Consider the following 19,106-nt stretch of genomic DNA (forward strand, 5'->3'; position numbering starts at 1 on the left):
GCCTCAGTCCGCACCCTGAACAGCGGTATGCGGACTGAAACCTGCCTGAAGGCGAAGCCCGGTCAGTCGCCGGCGATGCGGTCGATCGGGATCAGGTAGCTCTTGCGATGATCGGGTTCAGCGATCTTTTCGTAGAGCGCAACCGCCGGGGCGTTCTTGCCCGGTACGAGCCAGCGCAAATGCAGCCATCCGCGGTTCTGGCCTTCGCTGACCAGGGTTTCGATCATCTTGCGGCCGGTGCCCTTGTTGCGGTGATCGGGATGGACATAGATATCATCCATCTGGCCGATCCTGAGACCCGTAATGAGTTCCGGCAGGTCGAAGAAAACTGCGAAGCCGACCAGCTTGTCGCCTTCGAAAGCTCCCAGAACCTCGGCCGTCTTGTCCGACAGAATGCGTTCGGCGTAATAGGCGTCGGGACGACGCGGTGCACCGCGCCGCAGCGCCTGCGCATTTTCGGCAATAAGCGGCGCAAGCTTATGAGCATCATCCAGCCGAAGGGCCCTGATTTGCGTTGTCGTCATGATTTCCCCGGAAAGCAAATCGATTAAGAGTGTGACTTTGGCCCACCATGTCCCGAAACGGGTTCGCTGATCAAGGACTTCGATCAATTAATGGCTGCGGCATTGCTGACGGTCGGCTACGCAGGCCCTGTCCGGGCTCTGCGGCCTTTCGCTTGCGGCGATTTCGTGCCATGAGCGATGCACGGAAAAGACGGGAACAGGAAATGGCGGACAAGCAAAAGTTGAGGGCGACGCTGATCGGACTTACAGCTGTGCTGATGTGGGCGACCCTCGGCCTGTTTGGTGCCGGTTCCGGAAGTGTGCCTCCGTTCCTGTTGAACACGCTCTGTTTCGGCTTCTCAGGCATCATGGCGCTGATCTGGCTGATCGCGACTGGCAGAACCCGGTTGCTCAGGCAACCGCTTGGCGTTTGGGCATTCGGCACGTTCGGCCTGTTCGGCTTTCATTTTTTCTATTTCACCGCCATCCGCAACGCGCCGCCTGTGGAAGCAAATCTGATCAACTACACTTGGCCGCTCCTGATCGTGCTGTTTTCCGCCCTGTTACCGGGGGAACGGCTGCGTCTGCATCATGTCATTGGTACGGTTCTGGGCCTGGCCGGTGCAGTGCTTCTGATCACCGGCGGGGAAGGTGTCGGTTTTTCCTCCGGCTCGATGCTCGGCTATGGGGCGGCGGTGGCCTCGTGTCTGTTCTGGTCCAGCTATTCCGTGCTGTCGCGCAGACTGGGTGCGGTGCCGACCGAAGCCGTTGCAGGGTTCTGTCTGATGACCGCAATCCTTTCGGGTATCTGCCATCTGGCGCTGGAGGAAACGATCCTGCCTGCATCGTCGCTGGAATGGGCATCGGTGCTGGCTCTTGCCGCCTTTCCGGTGGGACTTGCGTTTTTCACCTGGGATGTCGGCGTCAAGCATGGCGACATCCAGGTGCTGGGCGCAGCGGCCTATTCGGCGCCGCTCCTGTCCACCCTGTTGCTGATTGCCTTCGGCTTCGGGGCGCTGACACCTGCCGTTGGCATCGCCTGTGTGGCGATTACGCTGGGGGCGGTGATTGCCGCAAAGGACATGATATTCAAACGCCGACAGAAAGCGTCGGTGAGCATGCAGGCAGACGAACTCCTGTGATCGGCGGCAGCGACTGCGTTTGGCGGTACCCCGGTGCACGAACGCGGCCGTTCCCCCTTCGGCGAATTCCCCTGGCCGCCGCGATCCACTAGGGTGTGGACTCAAAAATGAATATGAAATGGTTTGAGGCGGATTGGTCTTCCTCAAGGCGCGGAGGCGCAGGAAATGTGGTTCATTTTCAAGCTTTCGCAACGCTGAGGAGGACCAATCCGGTCAAATCCGAAGGACATGAAAATGGCGTCACCGCGTGTCGTCAGCGTGCTTGACCGGGCAGAAAGCCCGCTCCGCGCACCCTTCCTAACGCGGTTTCGCCATTTCTCATGCCATTTCGTCTTCATTTTTGAGTCCACACCCTAGGTTAACCGGAAATCCGTTTTCCCGACTTGCAGGATCGACCCATGACAACACAGCCAAGACCCCGCCGTTCCGCTCTCTATATGCCCGGCTCCAACGCCCGGGCGCTGGAAAAGGCGGCAACGCTGGATGTGGACTGCCTGCTGCTGGACCTTGAAGACGCGGTCGCCCCCGATGCCAAGGACATGGCGCGCACGCAGATCGTCGAGGCCGTTTCGGCCCGTCCCTATGGCAATCGCGAGGTGGTGATCCGCATCAACGGGCTGGAGACGCCCTGGGGCGAAGACGATCTGGCGGCAGCGGTGAAGGCCAATCCGGATGCCATTCTGGTGCCCAAGGTCAACGGCCCGGTCGACCTGCAGATGGTTGCGCACAAGCTATCGCTTCTGGGGGCGTCCGCGGACCTGAAACTCTGGGCCATGATGGAAACGCCGCTCGCCATGCTGAATGCCGCCGCCATCGGCGCCTGCGGTCTGGATCCGGCCGTGCGGCTGTCCTGTTTCGTGATGGGCACCAATGATCTGGCCAAGGAAACAAGGGCACGCCTCACGCCCGGCCGCGCCGCCATGACGCCCTGGCTGATGACCTGCGTTGCGGCAGCGCGTGCCGGTGGCATCGACATTCTGGACGGTGTCTACAATGCGTTTCAGGACGAGGAAGGTTTCGCCGCCGAATGCGCCCAGGGTGTCGACATGGGCATGGACGGCAAGACGCTGATCCACCCGAAACAGATCGCCCCCTGCCACGCAGCCTTCAGTCCGTCGGAAGAGGAAGTTGCCTGGGCACGCAAGATCAATTCTCTGTTCGATGAGCCTGAAAATGCGGGCAAGGGCGCAATCCAGGTGGACGGCAAGATGGTTGAAAGGCTACATGCGGACATGGGCAAGCGGGTGATCGCCATCGCCGACGCCATCGCTGCCCGGACCTGACACACAAGAGAGCTCTCATGAAACTCTACCGCTTCATCACCGGCATCGACGACAGCGAATTCTGCCACCGGGTTACCCAGGCTCTCAACAGGGGCTGGCAGCTGTCCGGTTCTCCTTCGCTCACCTACGACGCAACGCGTGGCGCGACCATTTGCGGCCAGGCAGTGACAAAGGAAGTCGAAGGCGTTGAATACTCCCGGGACATCAAGCTCGGCGACTACTGATCGCAGTCGGTTCCATGAATCAGGTTGCTCTGAGCGAGCGCTGAAAATTCAACGGCCCCGGAAAGTTCCGGGGCCGTTTCGCTTTGTCGGGTCATGAAGTTCGGGTCGCTACTGCATCCCCTTCGACAGAAAGTCCTCGACGATGTTCGACATGTTGAACGACGCCCCGCCCTGGACCGGGGGATAGTCTGCAAGGCTCTGCAGATGCTGACCCATGAGCACGCCCATCGGCTGGATAAGCCACGATACCTTCTGCATCAGGTGTCCGTAGCCATCGGTTGAATCGTAGCTTTCAAACGGATCCGCTCGGATGTTGAACACCAAAGGTGCTGTCCGCGGAACCAGGTTGGCGTAATAATCTTCCTTGGTCGAGAAGTGGAATTTCCACGGTCCCATCCTGATCGCCGTCAGCACGCTTTCGTAATAGTGGAAGATGTGGTTGCGATTGGAATTGGCCTGTTCGCCCTTCCAGTAAGCCAGGTTGTTGACGCCGTCGATGAACTGCTGCTTCTCGGCCATCACTTCAGCCTTGACGTCTTCAATGCCGGCTGCGGCTGCCAGGGTGGTGAACATGTCCTGGTGTGCCTGAATTCCGGTTAGCGTCTTGCCGGCTTCCAGTATGTTCGGCCAGCGAACCATGGAAATGACACGGACGCCGCCTTCATAGGTGGTCATCTTTTCGCCCCGGAACGGAGTGGTTGCGCCGTGGGGCCAGGAAGAATGCTCGGGTCCGTTGTCGGTCGAATACCAGACAATGGTGTTTTCGGTCAGGCCCTGTTGGTCGAGCCAGTCCAGCACCAGGCCGATATCATGGTCGTGCTGCAGCATGCCCGAGCCGTGGTAGTCGGCTTCGGTCGTATAGGTTTCTGCGGCGTAGCGCCACTCGTCGTTCAGCCGCGTGTAGAGATGCATGCGGCTGGTGTTCAGCCAGACAAAGAACGGTTCGCCCGCTTCCTGGGCGTTTTTCATGAAGTCCTTGGCCAGAGGGATGACTTCACCCTCGTCGAAGTTCTTCATCCGTTCCTGGGTGAGCGGACCGGTGTCCTCAACGGTCTGCTTGCCTATGACACCAAACCTGGGCTGTTCGGTATCGTCGAAGGTTTCCGATGCAAAACTGTGTATGACGCCACGTGTTCCGAACTGCTTCTCGTATTCCTCAAGGCTGCCTGAAAAAGCTTCACCGAACCGCTGGTAGTCGCGCTGTTCGGCTTCTTCCTGCGTATTGAGATGATAGAGATTACCGAAGAATTCGTCGAAGCCATGGACGGTGGGCAGGTGTTCGTTCCGGTCACCCAGATGGTTCTTGCCGAAATGTCCCGTGCGGTATCCGATCTGTTTCAGTTCTTCCGCAAGCGTTGGCGATTCTGCTTTCAGACCAAGCGGAGACCCGGGTTGACCCACGGTGGTCATGCCGGACCTGATCGGGTACTGACCGGTCAGGAAGGCCGCACGGCCTGCGGTGCAGCTCGGCTGGGCATAGTGATCGGTGAAGCGGAGGCCTTCATTCGCCAGGCGGTCGATGTTGGGCGTGGTGTAACCCATGGTGCCCATGCCGTAAGCGGAAACATTCTGCCAACCGACATCGTCGCCCCAGATGACCAATATGTTTGGTGGTTTTGACTCTTGCGCCATGGACGTTGTGCACGTCATGAGAAGTGCGATGGGCAAGCCTGCAAGCAGATGTCGAAAAGACATGATCCTCGTCTCCCTTGAACACGCTCGGTGAGTTCCTCTGGCAGAGTAGACGCAACACGGCAAATAGCCAAGCTGTGATAGTACTTACGTTTAATGCACGGAGGGGTCGTATTCGGGATTTATCTGGGATTTGCCCGGGATTTGTTAGTGTTCTGGTGCCGCCAAACAGATTCAGGCCTCAGCGGATACCGTGGCCCTGTCCGCAATGCCGTCCTGAAGCAGGTCCTCAACGAACCAGGCTGCGAACTGGTGACGGCCCGAAACACCGGCCTTTGCGTAGATCCTGGTCAATTGAGCGCGCACGGTTCCCTGTGCCGCGCCCCGCAGCTGGGCGATTTCGGAAAGATCCAGGCCTTTCAGGGCCAGGAGGCCGACATCGCTTTCAGCAGGCGTCAGGCCCCATTCGGCAAACTGGGCGTCAATGATCCGGGCAAGATCGCCGCGGGCGGCTCCAAGGGCGCGCTCCTGATTGCGCAGTCTTTCCAGGGTGAGCCGCAGCTGCCAGCCGGCCAGAAAAATGCCGACGATCAACACGAAGGCGACAAAGAATTCGAAAATGGAATGCGGGCTGCTGACGTCGGTCACAAGATCGGTAAAGGCATCGCCGACAAAGAAGATCGCGGCAACGGATTGCAACAGCATGAATGCGGCAAGGGCGGTTGTCTCACGCCGTCCCTGCCGCAGGTTGATCCCTGAAAATGTCATTTTTCCCTGTTCCGGCCAACCAGCATGGGCCGAACCAGACTACGCTTCATCACACGACTTTCAACTGCGACACCTGCGACATGGATCAGGGCCAGCACCAGCATAAGGTTGGCTGCGATTTCATGAACTTCCTTCGCAGCTTCCCCCAGCACCTTGCTGTCTTCGCCGTTTTCATCATCGTCGTCCCTGACGAGCATCGACCAGTCTCCGGCGGCAACCGCCGCCTTTTCCTCGGCAATCGTGATGGGGCTCTTGGCGCCGGTCATGTAAAGGCCGGTTCCGGTTACCACCACAAGGCAGGCCCAGAGCGCATAGACCATGATCGCTCCAGCGGGATTATGGGAGCGGTAGTGGCGCGGGCTACCGCGAACGAGATCGATCAGGTGAGACACCGCAGCGCGCGGATCAGGTGGAAAGGCGGAGAACCTGGCTTCCGCCGGTCCGAGAAAACCCCAGACAAAACGGAGCGCGAGCAGGGCAAGAACACCCCAGCCAATCCAGATGTGAATGGTGCCGCCCGGCTTGTTGAGGAGACCGTTGGCTATCACCGCGACTGCGATCAGCCAGTGACTGATACGCACCAGCGGATCCCACAATTCGGGGGGGCTTTGCGCCCCCTCGTTCGATTGCGGGGTGTTTGAGGCACCCATGATCAATCTTCGTTCTTGACGTTGGTGACCTTGCCGGATTTCGGGTCGATGTAGACTTCCCAAAGCTTGTTTTGCGCATCGGTGCATTTCGCTTCGATCTTGCCGTCCTCGGCTTCGAATTCCTTGACCGTACAACCGGCCTTGGCCAGTGCCGCGGTAGCTTCCTCGGGATTGGTGCCGACCATGTCACCAACGGCGGGCGTGGCCTGCGCGGCGACCGGAGCAAGGCAGAGGCAAAGTACGGCGAGTGATTTCTTCAGCATGATTGTGTCCTTCATCAGGTTTCTGCGACCGTTGCGGTCTTCGTCCTGATTGGCCGCAAACTCTGCTTCGGTCGATTGACGGACTGCTGACGCCGGGCATCATAAGCAGTTGCTTACGCGCGGATTTCGATCCTTCGGCAGCCGTCCAGAAGGTCAAACCAGGCAAATGGTCTTGCCAGGGTTGAAACGGCTGAAATGAATTGCGAAGTCATGGGAACAGGAATTGCTCCGGCACATTTGCGAGCCGGTATTTTCAATTTGCATCAAGGAAACAGGCCGTTGCGCATCTTTTCCCTACTGGCGCACCCCAGGGACAACAGCTTCTGCCATGCGCTGTCGAAACAGGCGCGTGATGCTCTGGAGGCCGAGGGGCACCAGATAGATCACCACGATCTTTACGCCGAAGAGTTCGATCCCTGTCTGACAGCAGAGGAAGCCTACTCGATCGGCGACACTCTGGAAGAAGTGCTGTCCCGTTCAGAGGATGCCGTTGTTGCGCGGCACAGGGAAGGTATTTTGAACGCCGATGGTCTGCTGGTCGTCCATCCGAACTGGTGGGGCAAACCGCCGGCGATCCTTGCAGGCTGGATGGACCGTGTGCTGGTGCCGGGCGTTGCCTACCGGCTGCAGACTGCCGACGGTCTGCCGGAAGGGCTGCTGTCGATCCGCAAGGCCGTCGTCTTCAACACGTCCGACACTGAGGCGGAGAGAGAGCGGCTTGATCTTGGAGACCCGCTGGAGCTGATCTGGGGCCGGTGCGTTCTGCCGTATTGTGGCGCTCTGGATTATGAGCGCCACGTCTTCAGGCCCGTTGTGGGCAGCTCCTATCCCCAGCGGCAAGACTGGCTGGAAGAAACCGCCCATATTTGTCGAAGCGCCTTTGATGGTTGACTAAGCTGTCACGAGATCCTTCAGGACGTCGGCCGCGAGCTGGAAGGATTTCACGCGGGCGCCGTGATCATGGATCATGCCGGTGATCATCAGTTCGTCGGGCTGATAGCGGTTGATGATTGTCGACAGTTGGTCGCGGATCGTCGCCGGAGATCCCGTTGCCGAGCAGGACAGGGCGTGTTCGACCTGCGCCAGAACGGCGGGCGGAATTTCGGCGGGGACATTTTCCACCGGCATGGGCAGTTTGCCGGGGTTGCCCATGCGCAACCGGGCGAAAGCGAGCAACTGGGAAGAGCGCAGGTAATCTGCCTCTTCGTCGGTGTCGGCAGCAAATACGCCAGCTGCCACCATCACATGCGGTCTGGCGAGCTGCGGCGACGGCTGGAAGGTTGCCCGGTAGATCTCCAGCGCTTCTTCCAGCATGTCCGGTGCGAAATGGGAGGCAAAGGCATAGGGCAGCCCGAAGGCCGCCGCGAGTTGCGCCCCGTAAAGGCTCGAGCCAAGGATCCAGATCGGTACCTGCGTGCCTTCGCCCGGGATCGCGCGCACCCTGCTGGTTTCAGAAGCGGTTCTGAAATAGCCCATCAGCTCCTGGACATCCTGCGGAAAACTGTCCTCACCGGCCATGTGGCGACGCAGGGCCCTGGCCGTCGCCATGTCCGTGCCCGGGGCGCGGCCCAGGCCCAGGTCGATCCGGCCCGGGTACAGCGTTGCCAGCGTGCCGAACTGCTCGGCGATGATCAGCGGCGAGTGGTTGGGCAGCATGATACCGCCCGCGCCGACGCGCATGGTGGAGGTTGCTGCCGCCACCTGGCCGATGACAAGCGATGTAGCGGCGCTGGCGATGCCCGGCATGTTGTGATGCTCGGCCAGCCAGTAGCGATGGTAGCCTGCCTGTTCCGCGGACCGCGCCAGATCGACCGTGTTTGCTAGAGCCGCGGCCGCTGTCTGGCCTTCCGGCACAGGGGACAGATCGAGAAGGGAAAAATGCTGCATGGATATCTCCGTTGGAGCTCCATGTAGGATCTGAAAACCCACCCGCCAAGGTCAAGTTTTGTCGGCAGCCTGCTTTGGCGCAGCCTTCCCAGGCGCTTAGACGCGCAGGGCTCCCGGGGTCAGTGGGATCTATTCGGCGAATGTCGCTTCGAACACACGCTCGTAGATATGCTTCACCGCTTCGGTCTCTTCAGACCCCTGCCGGGCAAGGTTGCCGAGACCTGGCGCGGCGTTGACTTCCAGGACAACAGGTTCTGCGTTGGCCGCAGTTGGCAAGATCAGGTCAACGGCGGCATAGCGCAGAGACAGGGCCTGTGCGGCCTCGCGGGCAAGGGCTGCAAGGTCCGGGGCGAGCGAGCCGGTGACAATTCTGGCCGTGCCGCCCGCGGACAGATTGACCACGGGCAGAAGCGTGACCGTCTGGCCTAGCGCGGGAACCGTTTCCGGCATCAGCCCTTGTTGCTGCAGTTCGAGGACGAGGCGGGGGTCGGCAGCGTCGAAGCGCGGATCGGCGCCGATGATCTCGGCAATGCTGCGATGACCGTCGCCCGTGATCTGAGGCGGATGGCGTTCGATGGCGCACAGCACATCGTCGTCCAGAACGATAATTCTCAGTTCCTGTCCGCGGATTTCCGGTTGCACCAGCAGCTGGTCGTTGCTCTTGGCGAGGGTGTGCAGGGCCGTTTGAAGGGTGTGACTGGTGTCGACCCGCACTACGTCCCGCCCTTCCCGACCACAGTTCGGTTTGACGTAAAGCGGGAACCCCTGGTCCCCGGCAAAATCCAGAAGGTCTTGCAGCGCAGTTCGGCCCATGCGGATGTCGTGTGCGAAAACCAGAAGTCCGTCCGGCACTGTCAGGCCTGCGGTCTTCAGAAAGGCCGCGGCATAGGCCTTGTCGGTGGCGATTTCCGCTGCGCCGAGCGTGTTGAGGTCGAACCTTGTGCCCTTGAAGAACCAGCGCTTGCCGGACGGGCGTTCGACCATGCCGGCATGGCCATGGGCGTCGCCCGCCGTCAGGCGGTAGCCTTTGCGGGCGCAATAGGCCTCAAGCAGGTCAAAGACGAGTGCGCGCCGGCCGGCCGTTTCCGTCATGCTGGGGCCAGCCGGGCTGTCAGTTGTTTTTCTGGCGGGCGTTGGCCAGATAATCGATCTTGAAAAGGTCCGGATTGGTCGGGCCGTTGGACACAACATTATAGACCGCAACGGAGGTGTCGTAGCCCTGCTGGTCGGTAACGGTCCACTGCTTCAACGCGTAGTCCTTGGCATCGAAGATCAGCGTCAGCGTACCGGAATTGAACTTGGTCTTGTCCAGGATCGTGACGGTGATCAGGTCTTCTTCCACCAGAACGTTGGTGACGTTGGTGTCCTTCTGCAGGTCGATGTCGTCGGACAGCAGGAAGCGCAGCGGCGTCTGGCCAAGAGGCCAGATGTCCTGGGTGTTCAGCTTGCGGTCGCGCACGGACACCGACTTGCCGTCGGCCACAATGTCGAGGACGGAAGGCTTGTTGTAGTAGAAGCGCACCTTGCCCGGGCGGGCCATGTAAAACTTGCCGTCGGACTGGTTTCCGTCAGGACCGAACTGGATGAAGTCGCCATGCATGGTCTTCACCGAGTTGAAATAGGAGTTGAGATCCCTGAGGGCATTTTGTTCCTGCTCGGTCAGCGCCGCGGCGGGCAGCAGTGCCGACAGGGACAGAGCCGCAGCAATGCCAGCTGCCAGCATAGGTTTGATCAGGCGGGAAGCGAAGCGTTTCAGCATGATGCAATGTCCTAAATCGTTCTCTGTGTGACACGTTTCCCCCTAGCTAGGGAGCGTGTGTGGCAAAGCTTTGGCAGTTTACCATCAAAAATCTTCTTCCACGCCGTTCTGCACGAGAATTTCGCGTTTTCCGGCATGGTTGGCGGCGCTGATCAGGCCTTCGTTTTCCATCCGCTCAATCAGCGAAGCAGCACGGTTGTAGCCGATCGAAAGGCGCCGCTGCACATAGGAGGTCGACGCCTTCTTGTCGCGCAGCACGATGGCAACCGCCTTGTCGTACAGATCGTTGCCCTCGTCGCCGCCGGCAAGTCCGCCGCCACCGTCGTAGGGGCTTTCGGCCTCGTCATCTTCCTCGGTCACGGCTTCCAGATATTGCGGCGTGCCCTGAACCTTCAGGTGCTTGACGATATCCTCGACCTCGTCGTCGGAGACGAAGGGCCCGTGCACACGCTGGATGCGCCCGCCGCCGGCCATGTAGAGCATGTCGCCCATGCCCAGAAGCTGTTCGGCGCCCATTTCACCCAGGATGGTGCGGCTGTCGATCTTCGACGTCACCTGGAAGGAGATACGGGTCGGGAAGTTGGCCTTGATGGTGCCGGTGATGACGTCCACCGACGGCCGCTGCGTGGCCATGATCAGGTGAATGCCGGCGGCACGGGCCATCTGTGCCAGCCGCTGGATAGCACCTTCGATGTCCTTGCCTGCCACCATCATCAGGTCGGCCATCTCGTCGACGATGACGACGATATACGGCATCGCCTCGAGCGGCAGCTGCTCTTCTTCGTAGATCGGCTGGCCGGTGTCGCGGTCGAAGCCGGTTTGAACGGTGCGGGTGAATGTTTCGTTCTTTTCCAGCGCCTGCTTGATGCGGGTGTTGTAGCCGTCGATGTTGCGGACGCCCATCTTGGACATCTTCTTGTAGCGGTCTTCCATCTCGCGGACGGTCCACTTCAAGGCGACGACGGCTTTCTTCGGATCGGTCACAACCGGTGTCAGCAGATGCGGAATGCCGTCGTAGATCGACAGTTCCAGCATCTTGGGGTCGATCATGATCATCTTGCACTGCTCGGGTGTCAGCCGGTAGAGCAGCGACAGGATCATGGTGTTGATCGAGACCGACTTGCCCGAGCCGGTGGTCCCGGCCACAAGCAGGTGAGGCATGCGGGCCAGATCCGCGACAACGCTTTCGCCGTTGATGGTCTTGCCCAGGGCCAGCGCCAGCTTGGCCTTGGACTTTTCGAAGTCCTGGGCGGCCAGCAGTTCACGCAGGTAAACCGTCTCACGACGGGCATTCGGCAGTTCGATACCGATGGCGTTCTTGCCCGGGATCACCGCAACACGGGCGGAAATCGCGCTCATGGAGCGGGCGATGTCGTCCGCAAGACCGATGACACGCGAGGACTTGATGCCAGGTGCCGGTTCCAGTTCGTACAGGGTCACGACCGGACCGGGGCGAACCTCGATGATTTCGCCGCGAACGCCGAAATCCTCAAGCACGCCTTCCAGGATGCGGGCATTCTGCTCCAGCGCATCGGCGGACAGACCCGGCACCTTGCCGGCAACCTTCGGCTCGGCCAGCAGCCGCAACGGAGGCAATTCGTACTCTTCCGGGGCTCCGAGGAAGGATGGCTGTGCTTCCTCGATCGCACGTTTGCTCTGTTTCGGACGCGGTGCCTGCGGAATGACGCGGCCATTCGCTGCCGGTTGCGCAGGCGCTTGCTGAGCCTCCGGCGCGGCAATGCCGACCGGGACCGCGGGACGACCGTTGACGGGCCCCTTGTCGATCATCAGATCGTCCGGCTCGAAGGTATCGCCTTCCTCGTCGTAGTATTCTTCCGCGTAAGATTCGTCTCCGTCGTCCGCATGACGGCCACGCTGGTAGAAGTCGTCCAGGCCGTCGTCATCTTGCGGAATCAACCGGCCGGCAAGGGCCTTGCGGAATGCCTTCAGACGGCTGCCCTGGCGAGTGTCTTCCGGCTCGTAGTCGGTGTCGTCCTCATCCTCGTCCCAGTATTCTTCTTCATCCTGGGTCTGGCTGCGCTTCAGGCCGGTCAACCGGCGCACCTGTGCAGCAGCCTGAAGACCGAAATGCTCCATCTGGCCGACGAAGGCACTCATGAAGATACCGATGCGGGACTCGCCATCGTCGTCGTCAAAGTCGAGTTCATGCTCGGCGGCCTTGCCGTGACCGACAGGGCCGGCTACCGGCTCGATCCGTTCGGACGGAGCGCCGATGCTGCCCAGCCAACCGGCAGCTGCCAGCAGGCACAGGATAGCCGGTACGCCAAGACCAAGCACGCCGACGATCGTGGCGGCGCCGCTTGTCATGTTGTCGGTAACGAGTGCAGGCAAATGGTGAACGGTGTCGCCGAAAAAGCCGCCGAGACCGGTTGGCAGCGGCCAGCTTTCGGGAACCGGCAGCGACGCCAGGGCACCTGCGGCAAGGCTTGTACCGATCAGCCAGTAGACCAGGCGCTTGCGGCCGATACCAAGCGCGTGGCCGGTCAGAAGCCGCCAGCCCCACAGAACCAGAGGAATCAGAAACACGGCCGTCGCCAGGCCGATTGTCTGCATCAGAATGTCTGCAAGAACAGCGCCGGGTGTTCCAAGGGCGTTGCGCACTTGGCCACCGGTGGCATGATTGAAGCTCGGGTCGCTGACGGACCAGGTGGCAAGGCTTGCCGCGAGCATTGCCGCCAGCGCGATGATACCGAGACCCGCGGCCCCGACAAGATTGCGCCGGATGAACCGCTTCAGTGGGCTCTCGGTGTCCAGTAGGTCAACCGAAGATCTGCGGCCGTTGCCGCGAACTGCGCTGGCCCGCCTCATGCCTTGTCCCCCAACCATTTTGCCAGACGCTCCAGAGCGATCTCTGTCTGCTCAAGAGGAGCCGTCAGGCTGATGCGAATATAATTCCGCCCCGGATTGCTGCCGTCCGACTGGTCCGAGGCGAGGTAGCTGCCCGGCAGCACCTTGAGTCCGATTTCGGTCCAGAGGGCTTTTGTGACCGCAACGGCGCCACCCCAGCGGCTGATATCAAGCCACAGGAAGAACCCGGCGTCAGGCGTGACCGGCCCAAGGATCGGGCCGAGGTGTTTTTCGGCAGCTTCGAATTTTTCGTTGTAGAGCCTGCGGTTTTCAATGACGTGGGATTCGTCCTGATAGGCCCGGACAGCAACTGCCTGTGCCGGCAGCGGCACCTGCGGTGCGGCAAGGCCTCTGAACTTCGCCCATTTTTTCAGGAACTCGGGATCGCCTGCCGCAAAGCCGCAGCGCAGGCCCGCCAGGTTGGAGCGTTTGGACAGCGAATTGAGGACGATGATGTTGGCAAAGCCACCGCCCTGCTCTTCATTCAGATCCCTGGCCGCTTCCAGAATGCCGATTGGCGGCGTCTCGCGATAGATTTCCGAATAGCATTCGTCTGCAAAGATATAGAAGCGATGCTTGCGGGCGAGACCGATCAGGCGCTGCCAATAGGCGGTATCGGCCACAAACCCTTCCGGATTTGTGGGCGAGGCAACATAAAAGGCGACGGTCCTTTCCAGCAGCTCCGCATCGAGGCTGTCGAGATCCGGCAGAAAATTGTTTCCCGCTACCGCGTCGAGCAGCACGGCCTCCGCATCGGCGACATGCGCTGCGGCAGCATAGGTCTGGTAGAACGGGTTGGGCAGAATCACCACAGGGTGGTCCAGGCCCTTGTTCAGCTGATCACGCGCGGCAATGGCGCCGAAGGAAAGTCCTTCGCGAGACCCGTTCAGCGGCAGCACACCATGGTCGGCGTCGATCAACCCACCCAGATTGTATCGGCGATCCAGCCAGGATGCGACGGCCGAACGGAATTCAGGCGAGCCGTCGATCGGCGGATAACGGCGGAAACCGGCCATATTTTCAGCCAGAACTTCCGCGGTAAAATCAGGAATGGCGTGTTGCGGTTCGCCAATCGTCATGACAATCGGGTCAAGCCCCGGCGTCTCGCCGCTCAGGAGTTCGGCAAGTCGTTGAAACGGATTGGAGCTCGGCAGGGACACACCGCGCTGGTAGGCTTTTTTGCTGGCAAGCATGAATGATCCGGCACTCGTTACGCATAACTTTGCTCAGACCCTATAGCCAGTGTGGTAAATCCCTTATTAACCAAGCGGGGCAGGGTACAGGAAATGCGTCAATAGACACCGGATATTCCGGCCGAGGATCTCAGCGTCATGAAACGCACGACGATGTAGTCGAACTGCTTGTCCCGTCTGGACTGGCTTGCGGTGCCCCCGAATGCGGGAATTCCGAAGAGGATGCCTTTTTTCTCCTCCGGACCCTGGTCGTTGTAGCGGCTGTTGAAAACGTTCATCCGGGTGAATTTCATCCGTCCGCCAGAGGCCGGGTCGATCGCCTCCACATCTGCTTCAAAGTCGTTAATTTTCCGCGTTGCCAGCACCCAGTGATCGCCGCTGCCACCTTTCTTGTAATCGACATGCAGCGCTACAGGATTACCACCGGCCAGATGCCCCAGAAGAATATCGACGGCGTTGGACGGCAGGCTTGACCCGAAGCCGTAGTGGGTTCCCAGCATGCCGAGCGCATTTGCTGCCGTGCTCATGTTCAAGCTGTAGCCAGTATAGGCGCCCGCGTTCTTGCAAATGGTATTGGCAATTAGCGGTGTGAGCGATTTGGGCGTGATACCTTCCGGCCAATAGGAAGGCACCCGGTTGCCTATTGCGGTTGCCGCCATAGTGAGCGTGCACAAGCAGCAGCCGTGGCTGGCGATGGTCGCAAACTTGTCGTCCGCGTCGATTGTATCGTTCTTGTTGGAATCATACCGAGAGCTGTTGCCCAGGTGCGTGGCGTAATTGCCTTGCCGGAACACTGCATAGGACCCGGAATTGCCAAGTGAAGATTCTATGGTACCGAGAGTGCTCTGGTCCAGCGGAGCGGGACTTATGGCCCCGACCGACGCAAGGTTGCCGTTCAGCGCGCGCCAGGTTTGCCCGCCAGGATCAACACGACCGTCTGCCCAACCCGCGCTTTTGCGCATGACCACTGTCTGAAAGGAACGGATTGCGCTTTTGGTCAGCGATCCGCAATCGCCGTCAACCGAAAGCCGGTCACCGACAGCAGCGGCAAAAGCTGCGTTTTCCTGATAGTGGTCGTTCAGAAGTCCTTGAACGATGGTGACGTCGTTGTAGAAATTGTATGCGTCTGAATCTCCGACGGAGAACTGAATTGACATAATTGTAAAAGGCATTTTGTTCTCGTGCTTGAGAGCAGATAATCGGTAAAAAATACAATTTTGCTTGGTGTCTTTAAAAAAGGCAGCTCACCTTAACAGGTTATACGATGTCGAAAACAACAAAAAATCCGATAAGCGTCGTCTGCTTCGGCGATTCTCTCACCTGGGGATTCAATCCGGTCGACAAATCCAGGTATGGCCACGACATCCGCTGGACCCGGCTTCTGCAGAAAGAACTCGGTGACGGGTTTTATGTGGCCGAAGAAGGCGTCAACGGCCGAACAACCGTGTTCGAGGATCCGGTCAAGGGCGACAAGAACGGTCTTGCGCATCTGGCGACCGTTCGCAAGACGCATATGCCAATAGACATTCTGATCATCATGCTCGGCACCAACGACCTTCAGGCCCGTTTCGGCATGAACGCTGAAACAATCGCGATTGCCATGGGGCGCTTGCTGGATTTGGCCCGCAGGCCAACCGACGATGTCGAAGGCCGGGCGCCAAAGGTGCTGCTGATGTCACCGCCGCCGCTGGCACCGCTGGCAGGTACACCCTTCGTGGCACAGTTCAGCGAACAAAGCGTCACGGAATCCCATCGCCTGGCCGCCTGCTACCGGGAGAAAGCGGCCGAATATGGCGCAGCTTTCTTCGATGCTGGATCGGTGATTTCCGCCAGCCCGGTTGATGCCGTCCATTTCGATGCGGAGCCACAGGCAGATCTCGCCAGGGCAGTGGCAGCGGAAGTGCGCAAGCTGGCAAACTGAATTGGCAGACTGGATTGCCTGCCGCCGTTAGAGCTGTCTCCGACAGGCAGAGCGGCTGAACATTGCCTCAGAAATCCGAGGTCAGTCCCTTGATCTCCCAATCGTCGTAGCGGGTGGGTTCCAGGCCGCCGCGTCCGTTGACCTCTTCGGCCATGTTCTGCTGTCTTGCGTCGATTTCCTTGCGTCGTTCTTCGGCTTCCTTGAGGGCGCGCTGGGCTGCAGGTGGCAGGTCCTCGAATTTCCGCTTCGGCGCTTCCTCGACATTGGTCTTCAGGGAGGGAGCCTCGTTCTGGCTGTAGCGGCTCGTCGGGTTATCCGGTGTTTCTGTCATGGCTCTTCGGGTCGTTCAGTTTGCAGTCTTGTCTGGCGTATATAGGGTAATCTTGCCAAGAATGGCAGCACTCCCCATCTGTTGGACGGATACAAAGGCCATTAAGCGCCTTCTTGCAAGCAGTCGAAAACAGGACAGAAACGGAAACAAGCGGCGATGAACTACATTCGCACGGCAATGCTTCTGGCGGGGATGACCGCCTTGTTCATGGGGATCGGTTTCATGATCGGCGGTCAGTCGGGCATGCTGATCGCACTGCTCATTGCGGCTGCCATGAACCTGTTCAGTTACTGGAACGCGGACAAGATGGTCCTGCGCATGCATCATGCCAGGGAGGTGGGAGAGCGCGAAGCGCCGGACTTCTACCGGATGATACGGCAGCTGGCACAAAATGCCGAGCTGCCGATGCCCAAGGTCTACATCATCGACAATCCGCAGCCGAATGCCTTTGCGACCGGCCGCAACCCGCAAAACGCTGCCGTTGCGGCAACGACCGGCCTGCTCGACATGCTGACGCCCGAGGAGATTGCCGGTGTGATGGCCCATGAGCTGGCCCATGTGAAGAACCACGACACGCTGATCATGACGATCACGGCGACAATCGCCGGTGCGATTTCCATGCTGGCCAACTTTGCCTTCTTCTTCGGCGGCAACCGCAACAATCCGCTGGGCATCGTCGGGGTTATCCTGATGATGGTCGTGGCACCGCTGGCGGCAATGGTCGTGCAGATGGCGATCTCCCGGACGCGCGAATATGCGGCCGACCGGATGGGCGCCCAGATCTGCGGCGAACCCATGTGGCTGGCTTCAGCACTTGCGAAGATCTCGCGCGGGGTGGAGCACATCCATAACCCGGACGCGGAAGCGAACCCGGCAACCGCACATATGTTCATCATGAACCCGCTGTCAGGCGAGCGGATGGACAATCTGTTCTCCACCCACCCGAACACCCAGAACCGGATCGACGAACTGCGCAAGCTGTCGGATGCAGGTCTGGGCACCGGTGGCAGGGGCGGCAGAAGCGGTCCCATGTCGTTTACCCGCCAGGCTCCACAGCAGGCCGGCCCGTGGAGCGGCGCCGATCCGACGGGGCCTTCCTCCGCACCGCGCCGTCCAAAAGGGCCGTGGGGATAGGCAACAGTCCCCCGGAACGTCAGCTTCTTTGACAAAAACAACTTTGCCGGATGACCACCCGGCTTTACTATGACCAGATGCGCCGCGACCGGCAGACCGGTCTGCGGCGCTTGATTTTGATACCGGCCGTAACAGCAGGGCCGGGCGCGTGAATGGATTGAGCCTTGACCAAACGGCCGAACAACAAACAGAAGCCTTCAGGCAAACCGGCACCCGAACAGGCCGAAAAGCCGGGGTTTGCCGCACGCAAGGTGGCTGCCGATATTCTTGGCAATGTCGTTCACAAGAAACGGCCTCTCGATGGCGAGCTGGATATCACGTCAGGCCACTCCGGATTTCGGGTGCTGGCCGGTAACGATCGTTCGCTGGTTCGCGCAATCATCGGTGCAGCCTTGCGCCATCGGGGTGAAATCGCTGAAATCCTGGATCGGTTGCTTGATCGGCCGATCCCGGAAAAAACGGGCCGAATCCTGGATATCCTGCATGTGGCCATTGCCCAGATGCTGTTTCTCGACATTCCGGACCGTGCTGCCGTCTCTCTTGCTGTTGATCATGCCGGTCTCGACCGCCGGGCTCGTCCTTACAAGGGCCTGGTCAACGGTGTGTTGCGCCGGCTCGGGCGCGAGCGGGACGAAGTGACCGGTGATCTTGATCCGGCGGTGCTGAACACACCGGACTGGCTGATGGAAAGCTGGCAGGCAGCCTATGGAGTGGAGACAGCGCGCGAGATCGCGCGGGCTCACGAAAGCGAAGCGGCGCTGGATCTGTCGGTGAAAGCGGATCCGGAAGAATGGGCCCGGAAACTGGACGGCCAGATTGTGGGTGCGGGCAGCATCCGCCTCGTGCGCAAGGGCGCTGTCGATGCACTTGAAGGCTATGGCGACGGCCAGTGGTGGGTGCAGGATGCCGCCGCGGCGCTTCCCGCCCGGCTTCTTGGTGACGTGAAGGGTCTGCGTGTTGCCGATCTTTGCGCTGCACCGGGCGGCAAGACCGCACAATTGGCGGCCACGGGTGCAAGCGTAACCGCGGTCGATATTTCAAAGGCGCGCCTGAAACGTCTTGAAGAAAACATGACGCGGCTCGGCCTGAGTGTTGAAACGGTTGCGGCGGATTTGCGGGCTTTTGAGCCGGAGGAGCTCTTTGATGCAATCCTGCTCGATGCGCCCTGCAGCGCGACAGGCACGATCCGCCGGCATCCCGATGTGCCCTGGATCAAGAAGCCATACGACATTGAAAAACTGACGGAAATCCAGAGCGAATTGCTGGACAGGGTGATGGGCTGGGTCAAGCCGGGTGGGCTGGTCGTCTATTGTACCTGTTCGCTGGAAGCGGCGGAAGGCGAAGCCCAGGTGGCCGGTTTTCTGGAGCGGCAGGCCGGAAAAATCGAACTGGTTCCGGTCGAGGCCTCAGAGGTGGGCGGCCTTGCCGAATGTGTCACAAATGAAGGTTATCTTCGCTGTCTGCCCTGCCATAGCGCCGCCGTGGATCCGGTAAGCAAGGGCATGGACGGCTTTTTTGCCGCAAGGTTCCGCCGGTTTTAACGCGGAA

Annotated in this window: 19 protein-coding genes; 7 read left to right on the top strand and 12 right to left on the bottom strand. The window is 60.0% G+C overall.

Annotated elements, in window-relative coordinates; all coding sequences use genetic code 11:
- Positions 1-62: 62 nt before the first annotated feature.
- Entirely contained in the window at positions 63-524 is a 462-nt protein-coding gene (locus tag HEP89_RS08590) for a GNAT family N-acetyltransferase (RefSeq protein ID WP_168691780.1), read from the bottom strand.
- A 203-nt stretch (positions 525-727) separates the two neighbouring features.
- Between HEP89_RS08590 and HEP89_RS08595 the strand changes: the two genes are divergently transcribed.
- The 3 genes from HEP89_RS08595 to HEP89_RS08605 all read left to right on the top strand — a co-directional run bounded on the left by HEP89_RS08595 (position 728) and on the right by HEP89_RS08605 (position 3,152).
- Complete coding sequence (locus HEP89_RS08595; protein ID WP_168691781.1) at positions 728-1,645, top strand: EamA family transporter; 918 nt, start codon at positions 728-730, stop codon at positions 1,643-1,645.
- 398 nt (positions 1,646-2,043) lie between these two features.
- Positions 2,044-2,928: a CoA ester lyase gene (locus HEP89_RS08600; protein WP_168691782.1), complete on the top strand. Its 885-nt coding sequence runs from the start codon at positions 2,044-2,046 to the stop codon at positions 2,926-2,928.
- 17 nt (positions 2,929-2,945) lie between these two features.
- Positions 2,946-3,152: a DUF1737 domain-containing protein gene (locus tag HEP89_RS08605; RefSeq protein ID WP_168691783.1), complete on the top strand. Its 207-nt coding sequence runs from the start codon at positions 2,946-2,948 to the stop codon at positions 3,150-3,152.
- A gap of 108 nt (positions 3,153-3,260) precedes the next feature.
- On the opposite strand, the gene HEP89_RS08610 is transcribed toward HEP89_RS08605, so the two are convergent.
- The 4 genes from HEP89_RS08610 to HEP89_RS08625 form a co-directional block, all read right to left on the bottom strand.
- A complete protein-coding gene (locus tag HEP89_RS08610; RefSeq protein WP_077291397.1) occupies positions 3,261-4,847 on the bottom strand; it encodes an arylsulfatase in 1,587 nt (528 codons plus the stop codon).
- 171 nt (positions 4,848-5,018) lie between these two features.
- Positions 5,019-5,552, bottom strand: coding sequence for a helix-turn-helix transcriptional regulator (locus HEP89_RS08615; RefSeq protein WP_168691784.1), 534 nt, complete (start codon positions 5,550-5,552; stop codon positions 5,019-5,021).
- Positions 5,549-6,202 carry a cytochrome b/b6 domain-containing protein gene (locus HEP89_RS08620; RefSeq protein WP_168691785.1) on the bottom strand — a complete coding sequence of 218 codons (654 nt, stop codon included), beginning with the start codon at positions 6,200-6,202 and terminating at the stop codon, positions 5,549-5,551. Before HEP89_RS08620 ends, HEP89_RS08615 begins: the two co-directional genes overlap by 4 nt.
- 2 nt (positions 6,203-6,204) lie before the next feature.
- The gene (locus tag HEP89_RS08625) at positions 6,205-6,465 is read right to left on the bottom strand and encodes a PepSY domain-containing protein (RefSeq protein WP_209014535.1); all 261 of its coding nucleotides are present in this window, start codon (positions 6,463-6,465) and stop codon (positions 6,205-6,207) included.
- A gap of 279 nt (positions 6,466-6,744) precedes the next feature.
- Here HEP89_RS08625 and HEP89_RS08630 point away from each other — a divergent pair, with 279 nt between their 5' ends.
- The gene (locus HEP89_RS08630; protein WP_286201037.1) at positions 6,745-7,356 is read left to right on the top strand and encodes an NAD(P)H-dependent oxidoreductase; all 612 of its coding nucleotides are present in this window, start codon (positions 6,745-6,747) and stop codon (positions 7,354-7,356) included.
- Here the strand turns inward: HEP89_RS08630 and HEP89_RS08635 are convergent, their stop codons facing one another.
- From HEP89_RS08635 to HEP89_RS08660, 6 genes are all read right to left on the bottom strand, one after another.
- Positions 7,357-8,352 (bottom strand): LLM class flavin-dependent oxidoreductase, encoded by a 996-nt coding sequence (locus tag HEP89_RS08635; RefSeq protein ID WP_168691788.1) that lies wholly within the window; start codon positions 8,350-8,352, stop codon positions 7,357-7,359.
- A gap of 129 nt (positions 8,353-8,481) precedes the next feature.
- Positions 8,482-9,444 carry an ATP-dependent carboxylate-amine ligase gene (locus tag HEP89_RS08640; RefSeq protein ID WP_168691789.1) on the bottom strand — a complete coding sequence of 321 codons (963 nt, stop codon included), beginning with the start codon at positions 9,442-9,444 and terminating at the stop codon, positions 8,482-8,484.
- Between the two features lie 19 nt (positions 9,445-9,463).
- Positions 9,464-10,111, bottom strand: coding sequence for an outer membrane lipoprotein carrier protein LolA (locus HEP89_RS08645; RefSeq protein ID WP_023002553.1), 648 nt, complete (start codon positions 10,109-10,111; stop codon positions 9,464-9,466).
- Positions 10,112-10,195: 84 nt separating this feature from the next.
- A complete protein-coding gene (locus tag HEP89_RS08650) occupies positions 10,196-12,940 on the bottom strand; it encodes a DNA translocase FtsK (RefSeq protein WP_168691790.1) in 2,745 nt (914 codons plus the stop codon).
- Positions 12,937-14,172, bottom strand: coding sequence for an aminotransferase class I/II-fold pyridoxal phosphate-dependent enzyme (locus tag HEP89_RS08655; RefSeq protein WP_168691791.1), 1,236 nt, complete (start codon positions 14,170-14,172; stop codon positions 12,937-12,939). Before HEP89_RS08655 ends, HEP89_RS08650 begins: the two co-directional genes overlap by 4 nt.
- Before the next feature lie 98 nt (positions 14,173-14,270).
- Positions 14,271-15,344, bottom strand: coding sequence for a peptidoglycan-binding domain-containing protein (locus tag HEP89_RS08660; protein WP_139314140.1), 1,074 nt, complete (start codon positions 15,342-15,344; stop codon positions 14,271-14,273).
- A 92-nt stretch (positions 15,345-15,436) separates the two neighbouring features.
- Between HEP89_RS08660 and HEP89_RS08665 the strand changes: the two genes are divergently transcribed.
- Positions 15,437-16,093: an SGNH/GDSL hydrolase family protein gene (locus tag HEP89_RS08665; RefSeq protein ID WP_168691792.1), complete on the top strand. Its 657-nt coding sequence runs from the start codon at positions 15,437-15,439 to the stop codon at positions 16,091-16,093.
- Positions 16,094-16,160: 67 nt separating this feature from the next.
- On the opposite strand, the gene HEP89_RS08670 is transcribed toward HEP89_RS08665, so the two are convergent.
- On the bottom strand, positions 16,161-16,424 hold the full coding sequence (locus tag HEP89_RS08670) for a DUF1674 domain-containing protein (protein ID WP_023002557.1): 264 nt from the start codon (positions 16,422-16,424) through the stop codon (positions 16,161-16,163).
- Between the two features lie 156 nt (positions 16,425-16,580).
- On the opposite strand from HEP89_RS08670, the gene htpX reads away from it, so the two are divergent.
- Both htpX and HEP89_RS08680 read left to right on the top strand, forming a co-directional pair.
- Positions 16,581-17,558 carry a zinc metalloprotease HtpX gene (htpX, locus tag HEP89_RS08675; RefSeq protein WP_168691793.1) on the top strand — a complete coding sequence of 326 codons (978 nt, stop codon included), beginning with the start codon at positions 16,581-16,583 and terminating at the stop codon, positions 17,556-17,558.
- 164 nt (positions 17,559-17,722) lie between these two features.
- Complete coding sequence (locus HEP89_RS08680) at positions 17,723-19,099, top strand: transcription antitermination factor NusB (RefSeq protein ID WP_168691794.1); 1,377 nt, start codon at positions 17,723-17,725, stop codon at positions 19,097-19,099.
- The last annotated feature ends 7 nt before the right edge of the window (positions 19,100-19,106 follow it).

The sequence above is a fragment of the Labrenzia sp. 5N genome (genome assembly GCF_012395805.1).
GTDB lineage: Bacteria > Pseudomonadota > Alphaproteobacteria > Rhizobiales > Stappiaceae > Roseibium > Roseibium algicola.

What these genes read in the sequence shown, in the direction of transcription:
- HEP89_RS08640 (WP_168691789.1), bottom strand. Translation starts at nt 9,444, where the DNA reads ATGACGGAAACGGCCGGCCGGCGCGCACTCGTCTTTGACCTGCTTGAG.
- HEP89_RS08595 (WP_168691781.1), top strand. Translation starts at nt 728, where the DNA reads ATGGCGGACAAGCAAAAGTTGAGGGCGACGCTGATCGGACTTACAGCT.
- HEP89_RS08655 (WP_168691791.1), bottom strand. Translation starts at nt 14,172, where the DNA reads ATGCTTGCCAGCAAAAAAGCCTACCAGCGCGGTGTGTCCCTGCCGAGC.
- HEP89_RS08610 (WP_077291397.1), bottom strand. Translation starts at nt 4,847, where the DNA reads ATGTCTTTTCGACATCTGCTTGCAGGCTTGCCCATCGCACTTCTCATG.
- HEP89_RS08670 (WP_023002557.1), bottom strand. Translation starts at nt 16,424, where the DNA reads ATGACAGAAACACCGGATAACCCGACGAGCCGCTACAGCCAGAACGAG.
- HEP89_RS08645 (WP_023002553.1), bottom strand. Translation starts at nt 10,111, where the DNA reads ATGCTGAAACGCTTCGCTTCCCGCCTGATCAAACCTATGCTGGCAGCT.
- HEP89_RS08620 (WP_168691785.1), bottom strand. Translation starts at nt 6,202, where the DNA reads ATGGGTGCCTCAAACACCCCGCAATCGAACGAGGGGGCGCAAAGCCCC.
- HEP89_RS08600 (WP_168691782.1), top strand. Translation starts at nt 2,044, where the DNA reads ATGACAACACAGCCAAGACCCCGCCGTTCCGCTCTCTATATGCCCGGC.
- HEP89_RS08625 (WP_209014535.1), bottom strand. Translation starts at nt 6,465, where the DNA reads ATGCTGAAGAAATCACTCGCCGTACTTTGCCTCTGCCTTGCTCCGGTC.
- HEP89_RS08605 (WP_168691783.1), top strand. Translation starts at nt 2,946, where the DNA reads ATGAAACTCTACCGCTTCATCACCGGCATCGACGACAGCGAATTCTGC.
- HEP89_RS08635 (WP_168691788.1), bottom strand. Translation starts at nt 8,352, where the DNA reads ATGCAGCATTTTTCCCTTCTCGATCTGTCCCCTGTGCCGGAAGGCCAG.
- HEP89_RS08650 (WP_168691790.1), bottom strand. Translation starts at nt 12,940, where the DNA reads ATGAGGCGGGCCAGCGCAGTTCGCGGCAACGGCCGCAGATCTTCGGTT.
- HEP89_RS08590 (WP_168691780.1), bottom strand. Translation starts at nt 524, where the DNA reads ATGACGACAACGCAAATCAGGGCCCTTCGGCTGGATGATGCTCATAAG.
- HEP89_RS08615 (WP_168691784.1), bottom strand. Translation starts at nt 5,552, where the DNA reads ATGACATTTTCAGGGATCAACCTGCGGCAGGGACGGCGTGAGACAACC.
- htpX (WP_168691793.1), top strand. Translation starts at nt 16,581, where the DNA reads ATGAACTACATTCGCACGGCAATGCTTCTGGCGGGGATGACCGCCTTG.
- HEP89_RS08660 (WP_139314140.1), bottom strand. Translation starts at nt 15,344, where the DNA reads ATGCCTTTTACAATTATGTCAATTCAGTTCTCCGTCGGAGATTCAGAC.
- HEP89_RS08665 (WP_168691792.1), top strand. Translation starts at nt 15,437, where the DNA reads ATGTCGAAAACAACAAAAAATCCGATAAGCGTCGTCTGCTTCGGCGAT.